Origin of the sequence: Methylobacterium sp. 22177, from assembly GCF_052045615.1 — a bacterium.
Lineage (GTDB): Bacteria > Pseudomonadota > Alphaproteobacteria > Rhizobiales > Beijerinckiaceae > Methylobacterium > Methylobacterium radiotolerans.
In genome coordinates this window covers 210,940-236,530 of record NZ_JBQEPK010000004.1, presented here as the reverse complement: position 1 = coordinate 236,530, position 25,591 = coordinate 210,940, and the positions used below count along the sequence as shown (strand labels likewise).

General features: G+C 73.3%; 18 protein-coding genes. 7 read left to right on the top strand and 11 right to left on the bottom strand.

Annotated elements, in window-relative coordinates; all coding sequences use genetic code 11:
• The first annotated feature begins 109 nt into the window (after positions 1 to 109).
• The 3 genes from ACTJK8_RS07215 to ACTJK8_RS07205 all read left to right on the top strand — a co-directional run bounded on the left by ACTJK8_RS07215 (position 110) and on the right by ACTJK8_RS07205 (position 6,155).
• The gene (locus ACTJK8_RS07215) at positions 110 to 706 is read left to right on the top strand and encodes a TIGR00730 family Rossman fold protein (RefSeq protein ID WP_012318910.1); all 597 of its coding nucleotides are present in this window, start codon (positions 110 to 112) and stop codon (positions 704 to 706) included.
• Between the two features lie 109 nt (positions 707 to 815).
• Positions 816 to 2,582, top strand: a complete 1,767-nt coding sequence (locus ACTJK8_RS07210) for a methanol/ethanol family PQQ-dependent dehydrogenase (protein ID WP_041372588.1) — start codon at positions 816 to 818, stop codon at positions 2,580 to 2,582.
• Positions 2,583 to 2,993: 411 nt separating this feature from the next.
• A complete protein-coding gene (locus ACTJK8_RS07205) occupies positions 2,994 to 6,155 on the top strand; it encodes an autotransporter domain-containing protein (protein WP_440761749.1) in 3,162 nt (1,053 codons plus the stop codon).
• Here the strand turns inward: ACTJK8_RS07205 and ACTJK8_RS07200 are convergent.
• Positions 6,139 to 7,059, bottom strand: coding sequence for a LysR substrate-binding domain-containing protein (locus ACTJK8_RS07200; RefSeq protein WP_440761748.1), 921 nt, complete (start codon positions 7,057 to 7,059; stop codon positions 6,139 to 6,141). The two genes, ACTJK8_RS07205 and ACTJK8_RS07200, sit on opposite strands and share 17 nt — an antisense overlap.
• 92 nt (positions 7,060 to 7,151) lie before the next feature.
• Between ACTJK8_RS07200 and ACTJK8_RS07195 the strand changes: the two genes are divergently transcribed.
• Positions 7,152 to 8,021 carry an aldo/keto reductase family oxidoreductase gene (locus ACTJK8_RS07195; RefSeq protein ID WP_012318914.1) on the top strand — a complete coding sequence of 290 codons (870 nt, stop codon included), beginning with the start codon at positions 7,152 to 7,154 and terminating at the stop codon, positions 8,019 to 8,021.
• Between the two features lie 158 nt (positions 8,022 to 8,179).
• On the opposite strand, the gene ACTJK8_RS07190 is transcribed toward ACTJK8_RS07195, so the two are convergent.
• The 7 genes from ACTJK8_RS07190 to ACTJK8_RS07160 form a co-directional block, all read right to left on the bottom strand.
• Positions 8,180 to 9,409, bottom strand: a complete 1,230-nt coding sequence (locus tag ACTJK8_RS07190; RefSeq protein WP_024830284.1) for an ABC transporter substrate-binding protein — start codon at positions 9,407 to 9,409, stop codon at positions 8,180 to 8,182.
• 226 nt (positions 9,410 to 9,635) lie between these two features.
• Complete coding sequence (locus ACTJK8_RS07185) at positions 9,636 to 10,523, bottom strand: 3-keto-5-aminohexanoate cleavage protein (RefSeq protein ID WP_440761747.1); 888 nt, start codon at positions 10,521 to 10,523, stop codon at positions 9,636 to 9,638.
• Between the two features lie 18 nt (positions 10,524 to 10,541).
• Positions 10,542 to 11,300, bottom strand: coding sequence for an SDR family NAD(P)-dependent oxidoreductase (locus tag ACTJK8_RS07180; RefSeq protein WP_012318917.1), 759 nt, complete (start codon positions 11,298 to 11,300; stop codon positions 10,542 to 10,544).
• On the bottom strand, positions 11,297 to 12,247 hold the full coding sequence (locus ACTJK8_RS07175) for a 3-hydroxyacyl-CoA dehydrogenase family protein (RefSeq protein WP_043073638.1): 951 nt from the start codon (positions 12,245 to 12,247) through the stop codon (positions 11,297 to 11,299). Before ACTJK8_RS07175 ends, ACTJK8_RS07180 begins: the two co-directional genes overlap by 4 nt.
• A 64-nt stretch (positions 12,248 to 12,311) precedes the next feature.
• Complete coding sequence (locus ACTJK8_RS07170) at positions 12,312 to 13,163, bottom strand: AAA family ATPase (protein ID WP_012318919.1); 852 nt, start codon at positions 13,161 to 13,163, stop codon at positions 12,312 to 12,314.
• A 205-nt stretch (positions 13,164 to 13,368) separates the two neighbouring features.
• Positions 13,369 to 14,010 carry a hypothetical protein gene (locus tag ACTJK8_RS07165; RefSeq protein ID WP_012318920.1) on the bottom strand — a complete coding sequence of 214 codons (642 nt, stop codon included), beginning with the start codon at positions 14,008 to 14,010 and terminating at the stop codon, positions 13,369 to 13,371.
• A complete protein-coding gene (locus ACTJK8_RS07160; RefSeq protein ID WP_012318921.1) occupies positions 14,007 to 15,266 on the bottom strand; it encodes a hypothetical protein in 1,260 nt (419 codons plus the stop codon). The genes ACTJK8_RS07165 and ACTJK8_RS07160 overlap by 4 nt, the downstream gene beginning before the upstream one ends.
• Positions 15,267 to 15,575: 309 nt before the next feature.
• Between ACTJK8_RS07160 and ACTJK8_RS07155 the strand changes: the two genes are divergently transcribed.
• The gene (locus ACTJK8_RS07155) at positions 15,576 to 17,465 is read left to right on the top strand and encodes a cation:proton antiporter domain-containing protein (RefSeq protein ID WP_012318922.1); all 1,890 of its coding nucleotides are present in this window, start codon (positions 15,576 to 15,578) and stop codon (positions 17,463 to 17,465) included.
• A gap of 59 nt (positions 17,466 to 17,524) precedes the next feature.
• On the opposite strand, the gene ACTJK8_RS07150 is transcribed toward ACTJK8_RS07155, so the two are convergent.
• The gene (locus ACTJK8_RS07150) at positions 17,525 to 17,932 is read right to left on the bottom strand and encodes a hypothetical protein (RefSeq protein ID WP_012318923.1); all 408 of its coding nucleotides are present in this window, start codon (positions 17,930 to 17,932) and stop codon (positions 17,525 to 17,527) included.
• Positions 17,933 to 18,267: 335 nt separating this feature from the next.
• Here ACTJK8_RS07150 and ACTJK8_RS07145 point away from each other — a divergent pair, with 335 nt between their 5' ends.
• A complete protein-coding gene (locus ACTJK8_RS07145; RefSeq protein WP_012318924.1) occupies positions 18,268 to 19,443 on the top strand; it encodes a vWA domain-containing protein in 1,176 nt (391 codons plus the stop codon).
• Positions 19,444 to 19,611: 168 nt separating this feature from the next.
• Here ACTJK8_RS07145 and ACTJK8_RS07140 read toward each other — a convergent pair whose 3' ends face one another.
• Together ACTJK8_RS07140 and ACTJK8_RS07135 are read right to left on the bottom strand one after the other, a co-directional pair.
• Complete coding sequence (locus ACTJK8_RS07140; RefSeq protein ID WP_012318925.1) at positions 19,612 to 19,932, bottom strand: 2Fe-2S iron-sulfur cluster-binding protein; 321 nt, start codon at positions 19,930 to 19,932, stop codon at positions 19,612 to 19,614.
• Between the two features lie 134 nt (positions 19,933 to 20,066).
• The gene (locus ACTJK8_RS07135; RefSeq protein ID WP_012318926.1) at positions 20,067 to 20,387 is read right to left on the bottom strand and encodes an Hpt domain-containing protein; all 321 of its coding nucleotides are present in this window, start codon (positions 20,385 to 20,387) and stop codon (positions 20,067 to 20,069) included.
• A 288-nt stretch (positions 20,388 to 20,675) separates the two neighbouring features.
• Here ACTJK8_RS07135 and ACTJK8_RS07130 point away from each other — a divergent pair.
• Positions 20,676 to 25,591: hypothetical protein (locus ACTJK8_RS07130; protein WP_440761746.1), on the top strand; the 4,916-nt coding region annotated here is incomplete at its 3' end.

The window sequence follows — 25,591 nt, the reverse complement described above, 5'->3', positions numbered from 1 at the left end:
TGCCGCCCAGGCGGGTGAATCCCACGCGAATTCAGCAGTTTGGCACGTGGAGTGCCGGGCGGGGGCGCGTTCTGGACGGCACGCAACGGACGCGCGAGGAGGACGCCGGATGGCTCCGGTGAGGACAGTCTGTGTCTATTGCGGCTCCGGCTTCGGCCGCGACCCGGCCTTCCGCGCGGCCGCCGAGATCCTCGGGACCGCGGTCGCGCAGGCCGGGATGGGCCTCGTCTACGGCGGCGGCGATGTCGGTCTGATGGGTACGGTGGCGCGGGCGGCGCTCGCCGCCGGCGGCCACGTCACCGGCATCATCCCGGACTTCCTCCAGGCGCGCGAGCACATGCTGGCCGACATCCAGGAGACCGTGGTGGTGTCCGACATGCACACCCGCAAGCGCCTGATGTTCGAGCGCTCGGACGCGTTCGTGACCCTGCCGGGCGGCATCGGCACCCTGGAGGAGCTGGTCGAGCAGCTGACCTGGGCGCAGCTCGGGCGCCACCGGAAGCCGGTGGTGCTGGTCTCGGTGGCGGAGTTCTGGGCGCCGCTGCTGGCCCTGTTCGAGCACATGCGCGGCCACGGCTTCATCCGCGAGGGCCTCGACCTGAGCTACCTCGTCGCGCGGGAGGCGGCCGAGGTGGTGCCGCTGCTCCGCGCGGCCGGACACGAGCCGGACCCGAAGGCCGAGAGCATCGTCCAGCAGCGCATGTAGAGGCGCGCGCCCTCGCGCGGGGAGCCGTGGCTGCCGTCGCGGATCCCGGCCGGGGTTCCGGCCCGCCGCCGGCCGCGCGGCGAAGAGGATCACAGGGATGCGGGCGTCGATGCGTGCTTCACTCCTCGCGGCGCTGCCGCTCGCCGGCCTCGCCGGCGCGGCGGCGGCCGGCCCGTCGCCGGTCCTGCAGACCCTGGACTACGCCAACACGCGCTACTCCGCCCTCGACCAGATCGATGCCGGCAATGTCGGGCGCCTGAAGGTCGCCTGGACCTTCTCCACCGGCGTCCTGCGCGGCCACGAGGGCGCGCCGATCGTGGTCGGGCACGTCCTGTACGTGCACACGCCGTTCCCCAACGCGGTCTACGCCCTCGACCTCGACCAGGGCGGGAAGATCCTGTGGCGCTACGCGCCGCGGCAGGACGCGAGCGTCATCGCCGTGATGTGCTGCGACACGGTCTCCCGGGGGCTCGCCTACGCGGACGGGCGGCTGTTCCTGCAGCAGGCCGACACCACCGTGGTGGCGCTCGATCCGGAGACCGGCCGGGTGCTGTGGTCGGTGCGGAACGGCGACCCGGGCCGGGGCGAGACCAACACCGCCACGGTCCTGCCGGTGCACGGCAAGCTCATCGTCGGGCTCGCGGGGGGCGAGTACGGGGCGCGCTGCCACGTCACCGCCTACGATCAGGCGACGGGTCAGCGGCTCTGGCGCGCCTACGCCACCGGGCCGGACGCCGACATGCTGGTCGATCCGGAGACGACGACCGAGCTCGGGCGCCCGATCGGCAGGGATTCCTCGCTCAGGAGCTGGGAGGGCGACCAGTGGCGGACCGGCGGCGCCTGCAGCTGGGGCTGGTTCTCCTACGACCCGGACCTGAACCTCGTCTATTACGGCACCGGCAATCCCTCGACCTGGAACCCGAACCAGCGCCCGGGGGACAACCGGTGGGCACAGGCGATCATCGCCCGCGACGCCGATACGGGCGTCGCCCGCTGGGTCTACCAGATGACCCCCCACGACCAGTGGGACTACGACGGCGTCAACGAGATGATCCTCACCGAGCAGGTGATCGACGGCCGCGCCCGGAAGGTGCTGACCCATTTCGACCGGAACGGCTTCGGCTACACGCTGGACCGCGCCACCGGCGCTCTGCTGGTGGCGGAGAAGTTCGATCCCACGGTGAACTGGGCGAGCCGCGTGGAGACGAACCCCGCCGCCCCCGATTACGGCCGGCCCGCGGTCGACAAGCGCTACGCCCCCGGCGAGGCCGACGAGGACGAGGCCACGAAGAACATCTGCCCCGGGGCGCTGGGTGCCAAGAACCAGCAGCCGGCCGCCTACTCGGCCAAGACGCGGCTGTTCTACGTGCCGACCAACCACATGTGCATGGACTACGAGGCGTTCCGGGTGACCTACACGCCCGGCCAGCCCTATGTCGGCGCGACGCTCACCCTGCACCCGCCCGAGGGCTCGGACCGGACCGGGGCGTTCATCGCCTGGGACGGCGCCAGGGGCCGGATCGCCTGGACGATCCCGGAGCCGTTCTCGGTCTGGTCGGGGGCGCTCGCCACGGCGGGCAACGTGGTCTTCTACGGCACGCTGGAGGGCTACCTGAAGGCGGTCGACGCCCGGGACGGGCACGAGCTCTACCGGTTCAAGACCCCGTCCGGCATCGTCGGCAACGTCACCACCTACCTGCACGGCGGGAAGCAGTACGTGGCGGTGCTCTCCGGGGTCGGCGGCTGGGCGGGGATCGGTCTGGCGGCCGGGCTGACCGACCCGGCCGACGGTTCGGGGGCAGTCGGCGGCTACGCGGCCCTGTCGCAGTACACGGCGCCCGGCGGGCAGCTCACGGTGTTCGAACTGCCGCAGTGAGCCGCCCCCGGCGGCGTCCGCACGCGCCGCCGGGCGATTCGCGCGGCATCCCTCCGACGTTCCGAGGCGCCCCCGCGCCGGGTCTGCCGGGCCGCATCCCGGGCCGCCTCTCCTGTCCCGCACGGCCCCGGCTCCGGCTCCGGCGGCCGGCCCCGGACGCAACTATTCAGGTGCGGCCGTGCCGTTCACGGCGATCAATGGTCGGCATGCCGCTGTGATGGGGCGAATTCAACGGTATAAATTCGCAAATCCAGAGTCTATCTCCCAAGATAAGCCGCCTTACAGAGTGTTGCTCCGATGATACGAATCGTTGGAACGTCGGATCTTGAACGAACTATGACGATCTGCTGGAGCTGATCTTGGCTATGGGGCGCGCGACCGGCCGGATGGGGCGGTGTCGGGGAGCGCGTCATGACACGGGGATATGGGGTCTCACTCGCCGCGCTGGCGGTCGCGCTGCTCGGTCCGGGCGCCCAGGCGCAGACGGCCGGCAACGGCGTCGACATCCTGTCGGGTTTCCGGCGGATCTGGATCCCCGGGCAGACCTACGACACCGGATCGCCCACGGCCCTCGGGGCGCCCCTCCTGCTGCGCAACATCCAGATCGTCGCCGAGCGGGCGCGGGAGCGGACCCAGGCGCAGGAGATCGCCGCCTACGACGACGACCGCCGAAACCAGAGCTACAGCGTCATCGACGGCCTCGGGCCGCTGACCCGGGCCTATCTGGCGGGATCGGGGGCGACCACCACGATCCCGGCCTTCGACGCGACCACGTCGCGCGTCCAGTACGTCGACCAGGGCACCGGCGCCGGCGTGACGACGTCGCCCCTCGGGAAGGTCGTGCAGCTGGTCAACGCGTTCCGGACCAACGCCTCCACCGGCCCGGCCAAGGACGCCTACAGCTATCCGCGCCCCTGGCGGCAGAGCCTGAACGGCCAGAGCCTCGGATTCGTCGTGCCGCCCTCCCTCGGGCCGGAGAGGAGCCCGACCCCCGCGACGGATGGCGGCTTCCCGAGCGGCCACACCAACGCCGCCTACCTGTCGGCCCTCGCCCTGGCCTACGCGATCCCGCAGCGGTTCCAGGAACTGCTCACCCGCGCGAGCGAGCTCGGCGACAACCGGATCGAGGCGGGCATGCATTCGCCCACCGACGTGATCGGCGGCCGCGTGCTGGCGACCGCCTTCGCCATCCGGGCGCTCAACGACCCGGCGAACGCGGCCCTGCTGGGCGAGGCCTTCGCGCAGGCGCAGCGCTACCTGAGCCAGGCCTGCGGCGGTCCCTTGGAGCGGTGCGCCCACGCGCCCGTGGATCCGGCCACCGACCGCTTCTCCGACTACGCGCGCGACAAGGCCGCCTACACGGCGCGCCTGACCTACGGCCTGCCGCCGGTCGGGCCCACGGACCGGCCGCCGGTGGTCCCGGTGGGGGCGGAGGCGCTGCTCGCGACCCGCTTCCCCTACCTCACGGCGGCGCAGCGCCGCGACGTGATCGCGACCACCGAATTGCCCTCCGGCGGCTTCCTCGACAACGGGCTGGGCTACGACCGCATCAACCTGTTCGCCGCCGCCGACGGCTACGGCGCCCTCGACGGCACGGTCACCGTCACGATGGACGCGGCCAGGGGCGGCTTCTCGGCCTACGACGTCTGGCGCAACGACATCGGCGGCGCGGGCGGCCTCGTGAAGCTCGGCAGCGGCACGCTGGTCCTGACCGGCGCCAACACCTACGCGGGCGGCACGACCATCGGCGGCGGGACGCTCGTCGGCCATGCCGGCGCCTTCGGCACGGGCGCCATCGTCGACGACGCGGCGCTCGTCGTGGATCAGTCGACCGACGGGACGCTGGCCAACGCCGTCTCGGGCTCCGGGACCCTGACCAAGACCGGGGCGGGCACCCTCACGCTCACGGGGCTCGGCACGCTGACGGGCGCCACCGCGGTGCAGGCCGGTCGGCTCGTCGTGAACGGCGCCCTCGCCCACTCGGTCGTCACGGTGCTGCCGGGGGCGGAGCTCGGCGGCTCGGGCACGCTGGGCGGGATCAGCGCGCTCGCGGGCGGCACCGTGGCGCCGGGCAATTCCATCGGGACCCTCACCGCCGCCGGCCATGTCGCCTTCGCGCCGGGCTCGACCTACCGGGTCGAGGCCGGCGCCGCCGGACAAGCGGACCGGATCGCCGCGACCGGCAGCGCCACCCTGTCGGGCGGCACCGTCCAGGTGCGCGCCGCCCCGGGCGCCTACAACCCGCGCACGACCTACACGATCCTCTCCGCCGCCGGCGGCGTCTCCGGCCGGTTCGCCGGCGTGACCGCGAACCTCGCCTTCCTCAGCCCGGGCCTGCGCTACCGGAGCGACGCGGTCGACCTGACGCTGACCCGCAACGACGTGCCCTTCGCCGCCTCCGCCACCGGCCGCAACGGCGCGGCCGCCGCCAACGCGATCCAGGCCGCCGGATCGGGCCGGCTCTACGACGCGGCGGTCGCCTTCACGGCCGACGAGGCCGGTAGCGGCTTCCGGGCGCTGGCCGGCGACATCCACGCCGGCACCGTGTCCACCGCCTACGAGACCGCCTACTTCGTGCGCGAGGCCGTGCTCGACCGGCTGCGCTGGGGCGGCCCCGGCACAGGCCTCGACGACGGCCGCCTGCCGGCCGCCGACGCCGCCGACCTGCCCGGCCGGGCCCCGGTGGTGGCCGACGTGCCGGTGCCTACGCTCGACCCGCAGGTGTTCGGGCTGTGGGGCCAGGGCTTCGGCGCCTTCGGCACGGCCGGCGGCGGCGGCAACGCCTTCGACCTGAACCGGCAGATCGCCGGCTTCGCGGCGGGCGCGGACGTGCGCTTGGCCAGTGGGCCGCGCGTCGGCGTGGTCGGCGGCTACACCGAGGCCGATCTCGCCAGCGCGGGCCGGGTGGGCGGCCTGAGCCGGGCGGAGAGCGCGACGCTCAAGAGCGGCTTCGGCGGCCTGTACGGCGGCTACGAACGCGGCCCGCTGGCGCTGCGGCTGGGGGCGCTCTACGCCGACACGGACGCGCGCACCCGCCGGGCCGTGGCGTACGGGCTGTCGGACACGCTGAGCGGGCACGGCGGCGGCCACACGGTGCAGGCATTCGGCGAGATCGGCTGGCGGATCGCGCTGGGGCAGCCGGCGGGCGCGTCCGTCGAGCCGTTCGCGGGCGGGGCGTATGTCGGCATCCGGCGCGGCGCCTTCGCGGAGACGGGGGGCGCGGCGGCGCTGGCGAGCGTCGCGCGGGACTACGATCTCGGCGCGGCGACCGTGGGGGTTCGGGCGCAGACGCGCCTGGACCTGGGCTTGAGCCGGCCGGTGACGCTGCGGGGCCTCGTCGGCTACCGGCGGGCGTTCGGCGACGTGGTGCCGACCGCGCTGCTGGCCTTCGGCGCGGGCGGTCCGGCCTTCCTGAGCGCGGGGGTGCCGATCGACCGGGACGCGCTGGTGGCGCAGGTCGGGCTCGAGCTGGCGGTGACGCCGGACGCGAGCCTGGGCGTGGCCTACACGGGCCAGACCGGCGCCCGCGCGCGGGATCAGGCCGTGACGGGCGGCTTCACCCTGCGGTTCTAGCGCGCGACGCCTGCGCGCCGACGAAGTCCACGAAGGCGCGCAGCGGCGCCGGCAGGTGCCGCCGGCCGGGGTAGTAGAGGAACGGGCCGGGGAAGTCCTGCCACCAGGGTTCCAGCACCGGCTCCAGGGCGCCGCCGTCGAGCCGCGGCCGCAGCCAGTCCTCGAACAGGTGGACGATCCCGGTGCCGGCGACCGCGGCCTCCACCGCGAGGTCGCTGGCGCCGACCCGCACGATCAGCGGCCCGGTCGGGTCCACCCGGACGATCGCGCCGTCGCGCTCGAACTCCCACGGCGCCGTCAGCGCGCCGCTGGGGAAGCGGCCGAGCAGGCAGGCATGGTCGAGGAGGTCCCGCGGATGCTCCGGCCGGCCGCGCCGGTCGAGATAGGCCGGGGACGCCGCGGTGGCGAAGCGCTGCCGCCGCGGGCCGATCGGCACGGCGATCATGTCCTGCTCCAGCCGCTCGTCGTAGCGGATGCCGGCGTCGCAGCCCGCCGCCAGCACGTCCACGAACCCGTCCTCGACCACCACCTCCAGGCGGATCTCCGGGTAGGCCGCCAGGAAGGGCGGCACGAGTGCCGGCAGCACCAGCCGGGCGGCGCTGAGCGGCACGTTGAGCCGCAGCGTCCCGGCCGGCCGGTCGCGGAACCCGTTCACCACGTCGAGGGCGGATTCCACCTCGGCGAGCGCCGGGCCGAGCCGCTCCAGCAGGCGGGTCCCGGCCTCGGTCGGCGCGACGCTGCGGGTGGTGCGGTTCAGGAGGCGCACGCCGAGCTCCGCCTCCAGCCGGCGCACCGCCTCGCTGAGGCTCGACGCGCTCCCGCCCCCGGCGCGGGCGCCCTCGCGGAACCCGCCGGCCCGCGCCACGGTCACGAAGGCGGCGAGGTCGGTGAGATCCCGGGTCATCGTTCGAGAATCCGCACAGGCCGTGCCGATTGTCACGGCTTATCGGCGCAAAACCGGGCGTCTACATCCGGGGCGCCCACAGGAGATACGTCATGACCGACATCGCGCAGGCCGGGACCTTCGCCCTCGGCGACCGCACCGTGAAGCGGCTCGGCTACGGGGCCATGCAGCTCGCCGGGCCCGGCGTGTTCGGGCCGCCCGAGGACCGCGCCGCCGCGGTCGCGGTGCTCCGGGAAGCCGTGGCGGCGGGCGTCGACCACATCGACACCAGCGACTTCTACGGGCCGCACGTCACCAACCGGATCATCCGCGAGGCGCTGCACCCCTACCCGGACGGGCTCGTGATCGTCACCAAGGTCGGCGCCAGGCGCGGGGCCGACGCCTCGTGGAACCCGGCCTTCTCGGCCGAGGAGCTCACCCAGGCGGTCCACGACAACCTGCGCAACCTCGACGTCGACGCCCTCGACGTGGTCAACCTGCGCCTGATGTTCGACGTCCACGGGCCGGCAGAGGGCCCGATCGAGGCGCCGCTCACCGTGCTGGCGGATCTTCAGCGCCAGGGGCTGATCCGCCGGATCGGCCTGAGCAACGCCACGCCGCGTCAGGTCGCCGAGGGGCGCCGGATCACCGACATCGTCTGCGTGCAGAACCAGTACAACCTCGCGCACCGGGGCGACGACGCCTTCATCGACGATCTGGCGGCGGCCGGGATCGCCTACGTGCCGTTCTTCCCGCTGGGCGGGTTCAGCCCGCTGCAATCGGGCACGCTGTCCGAGGTCGCGGCCGGGCTCGGCGCGACGCCGATGCAGGTGGCGCTGACGTGGCTGCTGCGCCGGTCGCCCAACATCCTGCTGATCCCGGGGACCTCCTCGCTCGGCCATCTGCGCGAGAACCTCGCGGCGGCCGCGCTCGCGCTCCCGGATGAGGCGATGGCGGCGCTGGATCGGATCGGGGCGGCGTGAACGGTTCCCGTCCGGACGCTTCGATCGCGCTCTCCCTCCCCGTCATCGCGAGCGCAGCGACGTGACCCAGGGCCGCGCGACGACGGTCGGCGTCGCGCTGTCTGGAGTGCCTCGCTCCGCTCGCAAGGACGGCGGTGCCGCAACGATCGACCCGGCGCCTACTTCGCCGTCATATCGGCGAGCATCGGGCAGCCGCCCTCGCTCATCGGGCGGAACGCCTGCTCGGCCGGGATCGTCTCCAGCACCTTGTAGAGGTCCCACGCGCCCTTCGACTCGGACGGCGCCTTGGCCTCGAACAGGTACATCGGGTGGATCTTGCGCCCGTCCGGCCGGATCGTGCCCTTGCCGAACAGCGGGTCGTCGGTCGGCATCTCCTTCATCTTGGCGACCACGGCGGCGCCGTCCCTGGCCGAGTGCAGGGCCGCCACCGCCTTCAGGTAGTGGAGCGTGCTGGCGTAGACGCCGGCCTGGTACGAGGTCGGCTTCTTGCCGGGCATGCGCTTCTCGAACCGCTCCGCGAAGGCCCGGGTGCCGTCGTTGAGGTCCCAGTAGAACGAGGCGGTGAAGGCGAGGCCCTGCGCCACGTCCAGGCCCAGCGAGTGGATGTCGGTGATGGCGATCAGCAGGGCGGCGAGCGTCTGCCCGCCCTGGCGGATGCCGAACTCGTGCGCCTGCTTGATGGCGTTGGCGGCGTCGAGGCCGGCATCGGCCAGCCCGATCACCTGCGCGCCCGAGGCCTGGGCCTGGAGGAGGAACGAGGAGAAGTCCGGGTTCGGGAACGGCGTGCGCACGCCGCCGACGACCTTGCCGCCGTTCTTCTCCACCACCGCCTTGGTGTCGCGCTCCAGGGCGAGGCCGAAGGCGTAGTCGGCGGTGATGAAGTACCAGGACTTGCCGCCGCGCTTGAGGATGGCCTTGCCGGTGCCGTTGGCCAGCGCCGCGGTGTCGTAGGTCCAGTGCACGGTGTTGGGCGTGCAGGCCGGGCCGGTCAGGTCGGCGGTGCCGCCGCCCGAGTTGATGAAGGCCTTGTTCTTCTCCTTGGTGATCTGCGCGATGGCGAGCGCCACCGAGGAGGTGGGGACGTCGAACACCGCGTCGACGCCGTCGCGGTCGTACCATTGCCGGGTGATGGAGGCGCCGACATCGGGCTTGTTCTGGTGGTCGGCGGCGACGACCTCGACCTTCAGCCCGTGCGCCTCCGGCTTGAAATCCTCGACCGCCATCCGGGCGGCGACCACCGAGCCCTCGCCGGTGGAGTCGAAGTAGACGCCGGAGCGGTCGTTCAGCACGCCGATCTTCACCGGCACGAGGTCGGCCGCGAGCGCCGCGCCGGCGCCGAGCGCGCACAGACTCCCGAGCAGCGCCGCGGCGCGGTGGCGGAGCGTCATGTCTCTCTCCCTGTCGAATCTCTCCCGGCCGCGTTGATCGCCGCTCGGGACGTTTCCGAAGACAGACTATCCGTGGCGGATCGCGGCTGGAACGGGTGCGCGTGAGGATGCCGGCGATCCGTCAGGGACAGCCTTCACCGCGCGAGACGACACCGCCGTCTTCGCGAGCGGAGCGATCCAGCAGCGCCACGGTCGTCATGACGGGTGTGCGGCGGCGATCGGCCGCTCAACCGCCCCGCGGCGTCAACCCGAAGATCGCCCGCGCCTGATCGGGGGTGGCCGGCTCCCGGTCGAGATGGGCCAGCAGGCTCACCGCCTTCTCCACCAGGGCGGCGTTGCTCGGCGCGAGCCGGCCCCTCGACAGGTACAGGTTGTCCTCCAGCCCGACCCGGACGTTGCCGCCCATCCCGGCCGCCACCGCGAGGATCGGGAACTCCTCCCGGCCGATGCCGAAGGCCGACCAGACCGCGTCCTCCGGCAGCCGCGCCCGCATCGCCACGAGCGCCTCGGGCGTCGCCGGGGCGCCCCAGGGGATGCCGAGGCAGATCTGGAACAGGGGCGGGCGCGCCAGATGCCCCTCGGCGATCAGGTGCCGGGCCAGCTCGATCTGGCCGAGGTCGAACACCTCGATCTCGGGCTTCACGCCCGCGTCGCGGATGTGACCCGCCATCGCCCGCAGATGGCCCGGCGTGTTGAGGAACAGGTGCTCGCCGAAATTCATCGTGGCGATGTCGAGGGTGCAGATCTCCGGCCGCAGCGCGCCGACATGCCGGGTGCGGGCCTCCGGTCCCACGAAGGTGGTGCCCGGGCCGGCGACCGCCGGGTCGGGGTCGCCCGGCACGAACCGGCCCCCCGCCCCCGTGGTCAGGTTGAGGATCACGTCCGTATTCTTCTCGCGGATCCGCTCCACCGCCTCGCGGTAATGGGCGAGCGCCATGCTGGGCGCGGCCGTCTCGGGATCACGGACGTGGATATGGACCACGGCGGCCCCGGCGGCGGCGGCCTCCAAGGCCGACTCGGCGATGGCCTTCGGGCTCACCGGCACGGCCGGGTTCTTCCGCGGCGTGTCGAAGGAGCCCGTGAGGGCGCAGGTGATGACGGTGGTGCTCGCCATGGGTGTTCTCCTCGGACCCTAGATCGCCCCGCCGTCGACCGTGATCGTCTCGCCGGTGATGTAGGCCGCGCCGGCACTCAGGAAGAAAATCGTCTCGGCGATGTCCTCCGGGCGGGCCATGCGGCCGAGCATGGTGCGCCCCACCGTCGCGGCCTTGCGCTCCTCCGACCAGGGTTCGGTCCAGGGCGTGGCGACGAGGCCCGGCGCGACGGCGTTGACGCGCACCTCCGGCGCCAGCGCCCGGGCGAGGCTGCGGGTCAGGTTGATCAGCCCGGCCTTGCTGGCCGCGTAGGCGACCGACGAGCCGCGCCGCCCGAGACCGGCCACCGAGGCGGTGTTGACGATGGCGCCGCGGCTCGCCTTGAGGGTCGCGGCCGCGGCCCGGGCGCAGCGGAACGGCCCGAGCAGGTTGGTCGCGAGGATCGTCGCCCAGAACTCCTCGCTCATCGCGTCGAGATCCTCGAACGCGATGGGCGCGGTCGTGGCCGACGTCCCGGCATTGTTGACGAGCACGTCGAGGCCGCCGAGCCGGTCGATGCCGGCCGCCACCATCGCCTCGGCCTCGCCCGCCCGCGACACGTCCCCGGGCAGCGCGATCACCGAGAGGCCCTCCCCGGCGAGCCGGGCGACCTCGGCCGGGCCGCGGGCATCGTCGGGCAGGTGGTTCAGCGCCACCGCGGCGCCGTTGCGGGCGAAGATCGCGACGGTCGCGAGCCCGATGCCCGAGGAGGCCCCGGTGACGAGGACGCGCCGCCCGGACAGGTCCGCTCCGATCATGTTCCCTCCATCCGGCCGATCCCGGCCATCGCCGCCTTGAGCGCCAGGAGCTTGCGGTCGCGCTCGCGGAACAGCTCCTCGGGCGCGCGCCCGCCCCAGTCGAAGTAGCCGCGCCCCGCCATCACCCCGGTCCGGCCGGCGGCGCAGAGGGCGTCGAGGGTCTCGGACCGGGTGCGCGGCGGCGGCGGCGCGTAGCTGCCGTTGGCGAGCGCCCGCTGCGTCAGCTCCAGGCCGGTGAAGTCGGCCTTGGCGAGGTGGCCGAGGATCGGGATGCGTAAGGAGAGCCCGTGGACGATCGCGTCGTCGATGTCCCGCGGCGCGGCCACGCCCTCGTCGAGGAGCCGGAACACCTCGGCGCTGATCGCCTGCTGGATGCGGTTGGCGACGTAGCCGGGGATGAAGCGCTTCAGGACGATCGGGACCTGGCCGAGGCCGCGCACGAACTCGGCCATGGCGGCGATCACCGCCGGATCGGTGCCGGGCCCCGGCACCACGTCGACCAGGTCGACGATGTAGGGCGGCGTGTACCAGTGCAGGATCAGCGCCCGCGCCTGCCGGCGTTCCGGGATCAGCGGGAAGACGTCGAGGTAGCTGGTGTTGCTGGCGAGGACCGCGTCGGCCGGGCAGAGCCGGTCGAGCTCGGAGAAGAGCGCGCCCTTGGCCTCCGGGTCCTCGGTGATCGCCTCGATCACGAGACCGGCGCCCGACACCGCCGCGCCGAGCTCCGCCTCGACCCGGACGGCCCGGGCCAGCCGCGCGGCATCCCAGCCCTCCGGGGCGGCGCCCGCCTCCCGCAGGGTCGCGAGGGCCGAGTCCATCAGGGCGGGGATCCGCGCGCGGGTCTCGGGCCGCGTGTCGGTGAGCCGCACGCCGTGGCCGGCGAGCGCCAGCACCAGGGCGATGCCGTGCCCCATCACGCCGCCGCCGACGATCGCGATCTCGCCCATGCCGCACGCTCCTGTCCCTGTCCCGGGCTCCTCTCGCGGGAGTCCTCGGGTCTTCCCGCCGGCCTCAGCCGCCGCGCTGGTCCCGGCGCATCATGAAGGCCAGCTTCTCGAACAGGCTGACATCCTGCTCGTTCTTCAGGAGCGCCCCGTGCAGCGGCGGGATCAGCTTGCGGCCGTCCTGCTCGCGCAGGGTCTCGGGCGCGATGTCCTCGGAGACGAGGAGCTTCAGCCAGTCGAGCAGCTCCGAGGTCGAGGGCTTCTTCTTGAGGCCCGGGACCTCGCGCATCGCCAGGAAGGTCCGCAGCGCCTCCTCGACGAGGCGGTGCTTGATGCCCGGATAGTGGACGTCGACGATGCGCTGCAGCGTCTCGGCGTCGGGGAACTTGATGTAGTGGAAGAAGCAGCGGCGCAGGAACGCGTCCGGCAGCTCCTTCTCGTTGTTCGACGTGATGATCACGATCGGCCGGCGCACGGCCTTCACGGTCTCGCCGGTCTCGTAGACGTGGAACTCCATCCGGTCGAGTTCGGTCAGCAGGTCGTTGGGGAACTCGATGTCGGCCTTGTCGATCTCGTCGATGAGCAGGACCGGGCGCTCGGGCGCCGTGAACGCCTCCCAGAGCTTGCCGCGCCGGATGTAGTTGCCGATCTCCGAGACCCGCGGGTCGCCGAGCTGGGAGTCGCGCAGGCGCGAGACCGCGTCGTACTCGTACAGGCCCTGCTGCGCCTTCGTGGTCGACTTGATGTTCCAGACGATCAGCGGCGCGTTCAGCCCCTTGGCGATCTCCTCGGCCAGCACGGTCTTGCCGGTCCCGGGCTCGCCCTTCACCAGGAGCGGCCGCTCCAGGACCACGGCGGCGTTGACCGCCGCGGTGAGGTCGGGGGTCGCGACGTAGGTCTCGGTTCCGGAAAAGCGCATCGCGGTCTCGGAGAGAGGGGCTCGGGCCCAGGGGTAGCGCGCCGCGCCGCCGGGCCGCAAGCGCCGAGCCCGTCCGGCCGGGCCTGTCCGAACTCCGTCATCACGGGCGATGCGACGTGACCCAGGGCAGCGCGACGTTCCGGGGCGTGGCGTCGCCCCGGATTGCTCGGCTCCGCTCGCGAGGACGGTATCGCCGCGAGCGATCTCAGCCCTTCTCGTGCCAGACGCAGTTCCGGGCCAGGATCTCCAGGTTGACGTCCGACTTCTGCGGCTGCGGCAGGGTCTTGCCGTCCATGGCGAGGTCGATCTTGATCTCGACCTGGCCCTTCGCCTCGTTGGAGCGGCGGGAGAAGTAGCAGTACTGCTGGTAGGGCTGCTCGGCGCTGTCCTTGAAGTTCCAGCCGGTCACGATCTGCCCGTCGAGGTAGGGCACCTGCTTGAACACCGTGAAGGTCGTGTTCACCGCCGCCTTGGAGGCCGGGGCGGCGTCGCTGCCGAGCTGGGCCTTGGTCGGCGTCGGCGTCGCGGAGGCCTTGGGCAGGCCCTCGAGCTTCAGCACGTTGTCGGTGAGCGTGACCTCGCCCTTGGTCTTCAGGGTCACGTCCGAGAGCGCGGCCTGCATGGCGGCGGCGATCTTCTCGGCCGCGGTGTCGAACTGGTTGAGGGTCGCCCAGCCGTAGGCCGCCGCGCCGACGCCGATGCCGGCGAGGCACGCGAAGGCGCCGAAGCCCAGCGCCCGGAACAGGAAGGCCCGGGCGGCGACGTAGCTCGAATCCGCCCGCAGGCGGGAATTCACCTGCTGGGCGAGGGCGATGTTCTCGGGGGTCCCGCTGGCGACGTAGTTCATGCGCCGGCTCCAGCGGCAGGGAGGGTCGGGCCCGGATGGGTCTGGTTCGGCAGCGCCTGCTGGCCCTGGGCCGGCCGGTTCATCGGGATCACCGCGCCCGACGCGTTGGCGGCCCGCGGCAGGATCGGCTCGGGATGCGAGCGCAGGGCGTCGGCGATCGCGTCGAGCATGTAGGGGGCCGCCTCCGGGTTCACGGCGGCGCCGAGATCGTCCTCGTCCATGAAGGTCCGGCGGGTCGAGACCGCGCACAGCGCCAGGATCGTCGACGCGAAGGCCGCGCAGACCGCGGGCAGGAACACGAAGATCCGCAGGAAGGCGTGGACCTGGCTCTCGGTCACGTCGATCGGGTCGACGCCGTAGACCATGGCGGTGAAGGAGTGGAGCTGCGAGCGGTTGACCGCGTTGCGGTAGCCCTGCTCGGCATCGGCCACGCGCCGGTCGGCGGCGCCCGGATCGAGGGCGGCGCGCGCCTTGCGGGCCTCCTCCAGGTCCTTGATCATCCCGGCGCGGTCGGCGGACGCCTTGGCGACGCCCTGCGACAGGGCGGCGACGCGGGGATCGGCCACGCATTTCAGGTTCTGGTACTTGCGGCCCTTGCTGTTGGTGCCGAACACGCGCTCGCAGCGCTGGGCCGGGAGGCCGGCGAGCTGCTGGGCGTTGTCGGCGGAGCGCTTCTCGATCTGGTCGAGCTCGGCCGTGTACTGCGCCACGCGCTCGTCCGCCGCCTTGATCCGGTCGCCGATCGTGGCGCGGTCGGCCTGGGCGTCCTTCAGGGCGGTCTTGGTCCGGGCCGCCTCCATCAGGCGGGGATGGAACATCATCTCGCCGAGCTGCGACACCGACTTGGTGGTCACGCCCGCCGCGAAGATGATGCCCAGCACGGCGAGGCCGCGCACGAAGTAGGAGCGCTGGGTGCGGGCCAGGATGCCGAGCGGCACGCGGCACAGCTCGACCGCGGCGTAGACCAGCGGCGCCAGCAGCATGAAGTAGAAGGCGTGCCAGTCGCCGTCGCTGTAGACGCCCGCGAACAGCCACGCGCCCCAGAGCGAGGCGCCGATCACCATGAACTCGACGAGGTACGCGATCGCCACGTAGCCCCACTTGATGCGGTAGCCCTTCTCGACGTGGCGCTGGTGGCGCCAGCGGTCCGACTCGAGCTTCCACTCGCGCTTCTCGCGCTCGATGTCGCGGCTGGGAGGCGCTGTCGGACCGGCAAATATCGATTTGATGGAGATCATCGGCCTCGTCGCATCCATCGGTCCAGTTCCGGGCGGGGCCCGGCCGAGCTTAACCCCCGGTTAACTCAGGCGTGTATGCGCGCATTGTGCCGATTTTGAGCCGGGTTGCACGCCCTCCGCGCGCGCCGCCTCTGGATGCCGTCCGCATCCCGCGCGCCGGTGACCGAAATGTCTCACCCGCGCCTGTATCCGGCTTGTGTCGGAACGCACATCCGCGGGGCCGGTCGCGACCCGAATCCGGTTGCCCCGAGGGCGGGGGCGACCCATGATCGCGCAGCCGTGATCGGCATCCCCCTGCCCCGAGAGACGAGGTTCGATCCGCCGCCGATGCCAGAGGTCCACGCCGGCTCCTACAAGGAAGCGATCCTGTTTCTCGTCACGGCGGGCATCGTGGTGCCGCTGTTCCACCGCCTGCGGATCTCGCCGGTGCTCGGCTTCATCGGCGCCGGCGCCCTGCTCGGCCCCTTCGGCCTCGGCCGGCTGGCCGACACCTATCCCTCCGTGCACCTCTTCACCATCGGCAACCGGGCCGAGATCTCGCACCTCGCCGAGTTCGGCGTGATCTTCCTGATGTTCATGATCGGGATCGAGCTGTCCTGGGAGCGCCTGCGGGTGCTGCGCCGGCTGGTCTTCGGCCTCGGCTCCCTGCAGGTGGGCTGCTCCGCGCTGATCCTCGGGGCGATCCTCTACGGGCTCAACGTGCCGCTCACCGGCGCGGTGATCGTGGGCATCGGCCTCGCCCTGTCGTCGACCGCCGTGGTGCTGCCGGTCCTCGCCGAGCAGAAGCGGCTGAACGCGCCCACGGGCCGCACCAGCTTCGCGGTCCTGCTGTTCCAGGACCTGGCGGTGGCGCCGGTCCTGTTCGCGATCGCGGTGCTCGGCCGCGACGACGGCGGCGACAAGGGCTGGGCGCTCGCCATGGCGCTCGGCCAGGCGGCGATCGCGCTGGTGCTGATCGTGGTGGCGGGCCGCCTCGCCCTGCGCCCGCTGTTCCAGCTCGTGGCGCGCACGCGCTCCACCGAGCTGTTCATGGCCGCCTGCCTGCTGGTCATCGTCGGCACGGCGCTGACCGCGGCGGCGAGCGGCCTGTCGATGACGCTCGGCGCCTTCGTGGCCGGCCTGCTGCTGGCCGAGACCGAGTACCGCCGGGCCATCGAGGCGACGATCGACCCGTTCAAGGGCCTGCTGCTCGGCGTGTTCTTCGTCTCGGTGGGCATGAACCTCGATCCGGCGCAGCTCATGGCGACGCCGGGCGCGATCATCGGCCTGTCGCTGGCGCTGGTCCTGATCAAGGCCGCCGTGGTGATGATGGCGGCCCCCGTCCTGAAGATCCCCCGGCCGGTGGCGCTGGAGACGGCGCTCCTGCTCGGTCCGGGCGGCGAGTTCGCCTATGTGCTGATCGGCGGCGCCATGGCGACCGGCCTGGTGCCGGAGGAGGTCGGCGCGGCGGCCCTCGTGGTGACCACGGTCACGATGATCATGATCCCGGCGCTCGCCGCCGTCGGCCGCCGGCTCAAGCTGCGGGCGACGGCCGGCGCCCAGGCCACCGCCAAGGCCGAGCCGTGGCCGCAGCGCGTGGAGAACCGGGTGATCGTGGCCGGCTTCGGCCGCGTCGGCCGGCAGGTCGGCGAGATGCTGGAGCGGCACAAGATCCCGTACCTCGCCCTCGATTCCGACGCTGCCCGGGTCGCCGAGCAGCGCCGCGCCGGCGCGCCGGTCTATTTCGGCGACAGCGGCAACACCGAGATGCTGCGCCGCTGCGACATCGCCACGGCCCGGGCGCTGGTCGTCACCCTCGACAATCCCCGCGCCGTCGAGGCGGCAGTGGCGGCGGCCCGCGCCGAGCGGCCGGACCTGACCATCGTGGCCCGGGCCCGCGACGCCCGCCACGCCTCCTCGCTCTACGAGCTCGGCGTCGACGACGCGGTGCCGGAGACGATCGAGGCGTCGCTGCAGCTGTCGGAGGCCGTGCTGGTCGATGTCGGCGTGCCGATGGGGCTGGTGATCGCGTCGATCCACGAGCGGCGGGACGAGTATCGCGCCCTGCTGAAGAAGCGCGAGAGCGAGTCGAAGCCGATCTTCCGGGCCCGGCGGACCGTCGGGAAGGCGCTGGGCAAGGCCCCGGTCAAGCGGGAGCCCGAGCGCCAGGAGGTCGGACGCCAGGAAGTCGGGCGCCAGGAAGTCGGACACCAGGAGGCGGCCGGCCAGGAGGCCTGAGGCGGCGGGCGCGAGGCGGCCGCGCGGCGCGGACCGTGAGGCCCGGGCCGCGGGCCTCCTCAGATCAGGACCGGGTGCGCGTCCTCGTGCTTGGCTCGCCGCGCCACGCGGCTGCGGGGCGCCGGCTCGAACCCGTCGGCGAAGCTGCAGCGGTAGACCAGCTCGTCCGCCGGCCCGAGGCCGGTGACCAGGGGCACCGTCACGGTGTCGCCGGAGAAGCGCCAGCCGCGGGCGCCCTTGTCCCAGTAGAGCCAGACCGTCCCGGGATAGCCCCGCAGGGTGAAGACCGCGGCCTTGCGCGACAGGGCCTGCACCGCCCGCGGGGCGTACATGCCCTTGTCGCGATAGGCGTCCCGGGTCGCCTCCGGCTGGCGGTCCATGAAGGTGTTGCGCACCAGCTGAATCGTCGCCCCCGGCTTCCCGAGAAACCGCTTGAATTCCGTCAGATTCCGCAGGACGACCGCCATCGCAGGTCTCCTCGCCAGCTCCGTGTGGGCCGCGTCGCCGCGTCCGCACACACTCGATGTCCCGAGTTGAGCGATTCCCATGACCGATTGAGTGACCGGGCGAGGCCCGTCCGGCCACATATCAACAGATTCGACGACTTATACCCAGGTTATGAGTCCCAACGCGACGGAGAGACTCGCTCGTGTCCCGGAATCGGCGATGCCGACCGGGCGGAATCTTGTCGACCATCGTCGAAGACTCGGAAGTCTTCCGGGAAAGTCCTGCCCCGCCCGGCGGGGCGCCGACCGATTCGCGCGGGCTTGACCCGGGCGCCCGGCTGGCGCGTTCTCCCGGGATGCTGCTGCAGTTCTTCACGGCCCTCCGGGACGCCAAGGTCCCCGTCTCCCTGAAGGAATACCTGACCCTGCTCGGCGCCCTGGACCGGGGCCTCGCGGAGCACGACGTCGAGGCGTTCTACTTCCTGTCGCGCGCGGCGCTGGTGAAGGACGAGGCGCATCTCGACCGGTTCGACCGGGTGTTCGGCACGGTGTTCAAGGGGCTGGAGACCCTCGGCGAGGCGGTGGAGCCCTCAGCCATTCCCGAGGAATGGCTGAGGAAGCTCGCCGAGAAGTACCTGACCGAGGCCGAGAAGGCGGAGCTGAAGGCGCTCGGCTGGGACAAGCTGTTCGAGACCCTGAAGCAGCGCCTCGCCGAGCAGAAGGGGCGCCACCAGGGCGGCTCGAAATGGATCGGCACCGGCGGGACCTCGCCCTTCGGCGCCTACGGCTACAATCCCGAGGGCATCCGCATCGGTCAGGACGGCAACCGCAACTTCCGGGCGGTGAAGGTCTGGGACAAGCGCGAGTTCAAGGACCTCGACGACGACCGGGAGATCGGCGCGCGCAACATGCGCCTCGCGCTGCGGCGCCTGCGCCGCTTCGCCCGGACCGGGGCGGCCGAGGAGCTCGACCTCGACGGCACGATCCGCGCGAGCGCCCGCCAGGGCTACATCGACGTGAAGCTGCGGCCGGAGCGGCGCAACGCCGTGAAGGTGCTGCTGTTCCTGGACGTCGGCGGCTCGATGGACTGGCACATCGAGCAGGCGGAGGCGCTGTTCTCGGCGGCGCGCTCGGAGTTCAAGCACCTCGCCCACTACTACTTCCACAACTGCCCCTACGAGGCGGTCTGGACCGAGAACCGGCGGCGGCACGAGGCGCGGACGCCGCTCCTCGACGTGATCCGCACCTACGGCAGCGACTACCGGCTGGTCTTCGTGGGCGACGCCTCGATGAGCCCCTACGAGATCGCCACGCCCGGCGGCTCGGTGGAGCACTGGAACGAGGAGTCCGGCGCCGTCTGGATGCAGCGGCTCCTCGATCATTTCCCGAAGGCGGCGTGGCTCAACCCGGTGCCCGAGACGCACTGGGGCTACACCCAGTCGATCGGGATGGTGCAGCGGCTGGTCGCCGGCCGGATGTTCCCCCTCACCCTGGAGGGGCTCGACGCGGCGGCGCGGGCGCTGGTGCGGTGACAGGCGGGATCGCGGCCTTCGAGCGCGATGCGGCCGGACGCCGTGCCGTCTCGGCGCGCGGAGCGAAGCGACCCGGCGGCGCCACGCGCATGCGGTCGCGCCGGCCCGGGGTCGCTTCGCTGCGCGCGCGATGACCGGGGGATCGACGAGACCCGAACGGCGGCCGTGTCAGCCCTGCTGGGGCGGGGTCGTCACCACGAGGCCGTCCAGCGCCGGCGTGATCTTGATCTGGCAGGACAGGCGGGAATTCTCGCGGACGTCGCTGGCGAAATCCAGCATGTCCTGCTCCATGTCCTGCGCCTTGCCGACCGTGTCGATCCAGGCGTCGGCCACGTAGACGTGGCAGGTGGCGCAGGCGCAGGCGCCGCCGCACTCCGCGTCGATGCCCGGGACGTTGTTGCGCATAGCCGTCTCCATCACGGTCGCGCCGACGCTGCCTTCGACGGTCCGTTCCGTCCCGGCGTGGTCGACGTAGGTGATCTTGGGCATGCTGGGGGCTCCGGGCTCGCGTCGAGCGCACTCTGTCCGACGGGCGGCGTGCCTGCTTGGCGGCTGGAAACGCGGAATGCAAGCGCGGCATTAGACACCAATCCCGGATCGATCGCCGCATCGCGGCGACACCGTCAGGCGCGCGCCTCCGCGATCTCCGCCAGGGCCCGCGCGACCGCGGCCGCGAGGTCGTCGACCGGCACGGCCCCGGCGCCGGCGCGCAGGCGCGTCTCCGCGGCGTCCGCCAGGGCGCGCACGTGAACCGCCCCGACGCCCGCGGCCGAGCCCTTCAGGGTGTGGGCGAGGTCGGCGCGCTGCTCCCGCGGCAGGGCCGGGTCCGCGAGGCGCGGCAGGATCGACCGGCACTGGCCGGCGAACAGCTCCAGAACCTCACGGGCCAGCTCGGCGTCGCCGCCGGTCTGCGCCTCGAGTTCCGCGGGGTCGATGGCCTGCATGCTCGGACTCCCGGCATCCGGATTCGTCGGGGATTGCGGATCTGATCCACACAATTCACCCCCTGATTCGCCGGGTGGGGATCGCGCCGGACCCCTCCCCTGCGGCAGGATGGTGGAGGCGGTGAGCGACGGGCCCGGTAACCATTCGGTTAACGTTTTCTGGGGCCGGTCGAGGGCTCGGGTATCGGCAGTCGCTGCCCGAGTTTAGTCTTGTAATGGTAAACGGGGCGTTGCGTCTCCGGCTCAAGCCTCCCCAGGCGCCGGTGAACCCGTGTAACGAGGCGTTGAATGGCGACCGAGAAGAAGCTGAAGGACCCGGCCGAGGCCGCGCTCTCTGCGATCGAGCAGGCGCTGAACCTCGACGCCCTGACGCCGAACGGCACCGACGGCCGCGCCGAGCCGCGCCTGCCCGATGTCGGTGACGCCGACCCGCTGCGCGACGGCGGCCTCGACGCCGGCCGGACCATGCCGCCGCGCCTCGACCTCGACCCGCCGCTCGCCTCCGACCTGCCGCCGCCGGGCCTGGACCGCCCCCGCCGCGAGGGCGGCCTCCTGCCCCCCGACCGCTCGCTCGTGGCCAACGACGACCGGCGCAACATCGGCATCCTGCAGCAGACCCTGCGGGTGCGCTCCTCGCCCAAGCCCTACCTGCTCGCGCTCGCCGCCGGCGCCGTCTGGATCGGCGCCCTCGTGCTGATCGCGTGGGCGAAGTCCGAGGGCGACCTGCGCGCGGTCGTGTCGGGCCTCTCCGCCCTCCAGGCGAGCGTCGGCGCCGCGGCCCTGTTCGGCCCGGTTGTGCTGTTCGTGATCGCCGCCATGCTGGCGGTGCGCGCCCAGGAGATGCGCCTCGTCGCCCGCGCGGTCGGCGAGGTCGCGGTCCGTCTGGCCGAGCCCGAGAGCTTCTCCACCGACGCGGTCCTGACCATGTCGCAGACCGTGCGCCGCGAGGTGGCGGCGGTGGGCGACGGCGTCGAGCGGGCGCTCGCCCGGGCCGGCGAGCTGGAGACCCTGGTCCGGGGCGAGATCGCCACCCTGGAGCGGGCCTATTCCGACAACGAGATCCGCATCCGCTCCCTCGTGGACGAGCTGGTGGCCCAGCGCGAGGCGATCGTCACCAACGCCGAGCGGGTGCGCAGCGCCATCACCGGGTCGCACCAGAGCCTGAGCCAGGACCTGGAGGGCGCCTCCGACCGGATCGTCTCCGCGGTGACCGGCGCGGGCGAGCGCGTGACCGGCGCGCTGGAGACCCGCGGCGCCGCGATCACCGCCTCCCTGGGCGAGGCCGGCGACCGGGTGGTCAACCTGATGACCGCCCGCGGCAGCGACCTGATCGACACGCTGGCGGCCACCAGCCACGAGGTGCGCGGCAGCTTCCAGGAGGTCGGCGAGACCCTGACCCGCAGCTTCGAGGACCGCGCCGGGACCGCGACCGGCGCCTTCCAGGCCGCCGGCACCGCCCTGGCCGAACGCCTGTCGGAGAATGCCGGCGCCCTCACCCGGACCCTGGAGGAGACCGGCAGCCGCGTGAGCGACGCGCTGGAGCGGCAGGCCGGCACGGTGCGCGAGACCTTCGAGCGCTCGGTGACGGGGCTCGAATCCGCCTTCCTGTCGCGCGGCTCGGAGCTGACCGAGCGCTTCGGCGCGATGGGCGCCGAGATCACCGCCCGCTTCGCCGAGACCGGTTCGGCCCTGACCCAGGACATCGCCGGCCGCGGCCTCGCGCTGCGCGCCGAGATCGAGAGCGCCGGCCTGTCGGTCGCCGAGACGATCGAGGGCCGCGGGCGCGACGCCCAGGCCGCCCTGGCGCTCGCCGCGAGCGGCGCCGGCGAGACCCTGGCGGCCCGCGCGGGCGCCGTGCGCGACGACCTCGTCGGCACCGCCGAGCGGATCGCCGAGGCCCTGTCGGAGCGCGGCGGCGCCCTCGCGGAGCGGATGGACGGCATCGCGGCGCGCCTCGACGAGACCGTGACGGTCCGGGCCGCCGACCTGGAGCACCGGGTGGCGGCGGCGGCCGAGCGGGCCGGCGGCAGCATCGCGCACCGGACCGAGACGGTCGCGGCGAACCTGGAGGCCGCCTTCGCGGCCCTGGGCCAGGGCTTCGAGACCGGGGCCGCCTCGGCGGTCCAGTCGCTGCGGGGCACGGTCGAGGGCCTGTCGGGCGAGATCGACGGCCGCACCGCCGAGGCGGTCGCGGCGCTCCAGCGCGGCGCCGACGCGGCCACCAGCGCCCTGCGCGGCACCGCCGAGGACGCCACCGGCGCGGTCGAGTCCCGCACCCTCGAGGCCGTGCGGGTGTTCGAGCGCCGGGTCGCGGATTCCGCCGCCGCCCTGTCGGCGCGCACCGAGGAGGCGGCCGCCGCGCTGCGGGCCGCCGCCGATCAGGCGAGCCAGGCCGCCGAGACGCAGACGCGCGACGCCGCCGCCCGGCTCGCCGAGGCGCTGGACACCCTGCGGACCGCCTCGGGCGAGGTCACGGGCGCCGTCGAGGCCGAGACCGCGATCCTCACCGCCCGGTTCCGCGACGCCGCCGACCGCGCCGGCACCGAGCTCGGCGCGCGCGGGACGGAAGCCGTCGCGGCGGTCCGCGCCGCCCTCGACGACCTCAACCGCGAGCTCGCCGCCCGGACCGGCGACGCCACCGGCAGCCTCGCCGAGGCCGCCCGCGCGATCTCGGCCGACCTCGCCGCCCGGATCGGCGAGATGGAAGCGGCCTTCGGCGAGCACGGCCGCGGCGTCGCCGAGCTGCTCGCCAGCCACGCCGACGAGACCCAGGCCCGGATCAGCGGCACTGGCCGCGACATCGTCCTCGCCGTGGCGAGCCAGGGCGCCCGCATCGCCGACACGCTCAGCCAGACCGGCGCGAGCTTCGCCGAGACCGCCGACGGCCGGGTCCGGGCGATCGACGAGACGCTGGGCAACCGCCTCGCCGCCCTGCAGGAGACCATCGCGCGCGGCGACATCCTGGCCGACCGGATCAACCGCGACACCGCCGCGCTGGGCGAGACCGTCGGCGCGCGGCTGGAGGAGATGGACCGGCTCCTCACCGGCAAGGGCGAGGCCGTGGCCGAGACGATCGCCACCCGGGCCCGCGAGGCCGGCAGCCTGATCGAGACCCATCTCGGCGGCCTGGAGACGCGCTCCGCCGAGCGGGCCGCCGCCATCGCGGCCGCCGTGGCGGCGCTGGTCGGCCAGATCGACGACCATCTCGGCAGCCGCGCGAACGCCGTGGACGAGGCGCTGCGCGCCCGGACCGACGAGATGGGCCGGATCATGGCCGAGGGCCATCGCGGCCTGATGGAGATGCTGGAGGGCCGCACCTCCGGGCTCGGCCAGGACATCGCCCGCCACACCGGCGAGATCGCCCGGCGGATCGAGGAGAGCGCCGGCCATTTCGACACCGGCGTCATCGGCCGCCTGCAGGCGATCGCCGAGACCCTGGACCAGCGCGCCCGCCTCGTGGACGAGAGCTTCGGCGTGCAGGCCTTCGAGGCGATCCGCCTGATCGAGGCGCGCACCCGCGCTGTCGACGAGGAGCTCGCCGGCCGGACCCGCGACCTCGTGGCGATGATCACCGACCGGACCGGCGGCCTCGACGGCGCCATGGCCGAGCGCGTCCGCGCCCTCACCGGCACCATCGAGGAGGCCACCCGCGGCCTGGAGGCCGCGCTGGCGAACCGCGCGGATTCGATGATCCGGCTGGTGGACGAGCGCACCGAGAGCGCCGACGCGGCGCTCGCCGCCCGCACCGAGGCCGTGCACGCGGCCTTCGCGGAGCGCGCCGACCTGCTCGGCCGCCTCATCGACGAGCGCATCGCCGCCATGTCGGGCGAGCTCGACGAGAAGGGCCGCGCCGTGTTCGGGGCGATCGGCGGCCGGATCACCGAGCTCGCCCGCCTGCTCGACCGCGGCGGCAGCTCGCTGGCCGAGCTCATCGACCAGCGCGGCGAGAGCGTGCTCGCCAAGCTCCAGCAGACCATCGCGGACGCCGAGCGGATGCTCGATGCCGGCGAGGGCCGCCTGGGCCACACCCTGTCGAGCCGCACCGCCGACATCAGCGGCCTCCTCGACGAGGGCGTGCGCTCGGTCCACACCCTGCTGGACGACCGGACCAACCAGATCCGCGTCATGCTGGACGACCATGCCGGCACCCTGGCCGCCACGCTGGACGGCCGGATGGGGCCGATCCACGAGGCGCTGGACGGCCGCGGGCAGGCGATGGTCGCCGCCCTGGAGGGCGCGTTCGGCTCCGCCACCGGCGCCCTGGACGACCGCACCCGGCAGCTCGGCAGCCTGTTCGACGAGCGGCTGGGCCACCTGGAGAGCCTGGTCGACGGCCGCGGCAACCGCCTCGCCGACACCCTCACCGCCCGGGCCCAGGCCCTGCGCACCCTGTTCGAGGAGGCCCAGTCGGCCCTCGACGGCGTGGTCGAGGGCGGTGGCGGCCGCTTCGCCGCCGCGGTCGACGCCCGCATCCAGTCCCTCCGCGCGGTGCTGGAGGAGGCGCCCGCCGCCGTCTCGGCGCTGGTGGAGACCCGCGAGCGCCAGCTCGCCGCCACCCTCGACGCCCGCACGCAGCGCCTGCAGACCCTGTTCGAGGAGGCCCAGGCCGGCCTGCGCGACCTCGTGGACGGGCGCGGCCAGGAAGTCGCCGACGCGATCGCGGCCCGGACCGAGGGCCTGCGCACGACCCTCGACGCGGCGCCCGCCCAGATGGCGGACCTGCTGGACACCCGTCTGTCCGACCTCCAGGGCCTGTTCGAGCGGGCGCAGGGCGAGATCGACCGGCTCGTGGACAGCCGCGGCCGCCAGATCGCCGGCACCATCGAGCACCGCACCCAGGCGCTCCAGGCGACCATCGAGGGGGTGAACCCGGCCATTGCCGGCCTGCTCGAGGAGCGCGAGACCCGCCTCGCCGAGACCCTCAAGGAGCGGACGGGCGAGCTGCAGACCCTGTTCGACCGGGTGCAGAACCGCCTCGGCGCGCTGGTCGAGGGCACCGGCCGCGACGTGTCCGAGCGGGTCGACGCGCGCGTCGAGACCCTGCGGGCGACCTTCGAGCAGGCGCGCGCCGCGATCGAGGGCCTGCTGGAGGACCGCGGCCAGGCCCTGGTGGCGGCCGCCGAGGGCCGCACCGGCGCCCTGGTGGAGGTCTTCGACGCCCGCCTGCGCGCCCTGGACGGCGCCGTCGAGGACCGGACCGGCAC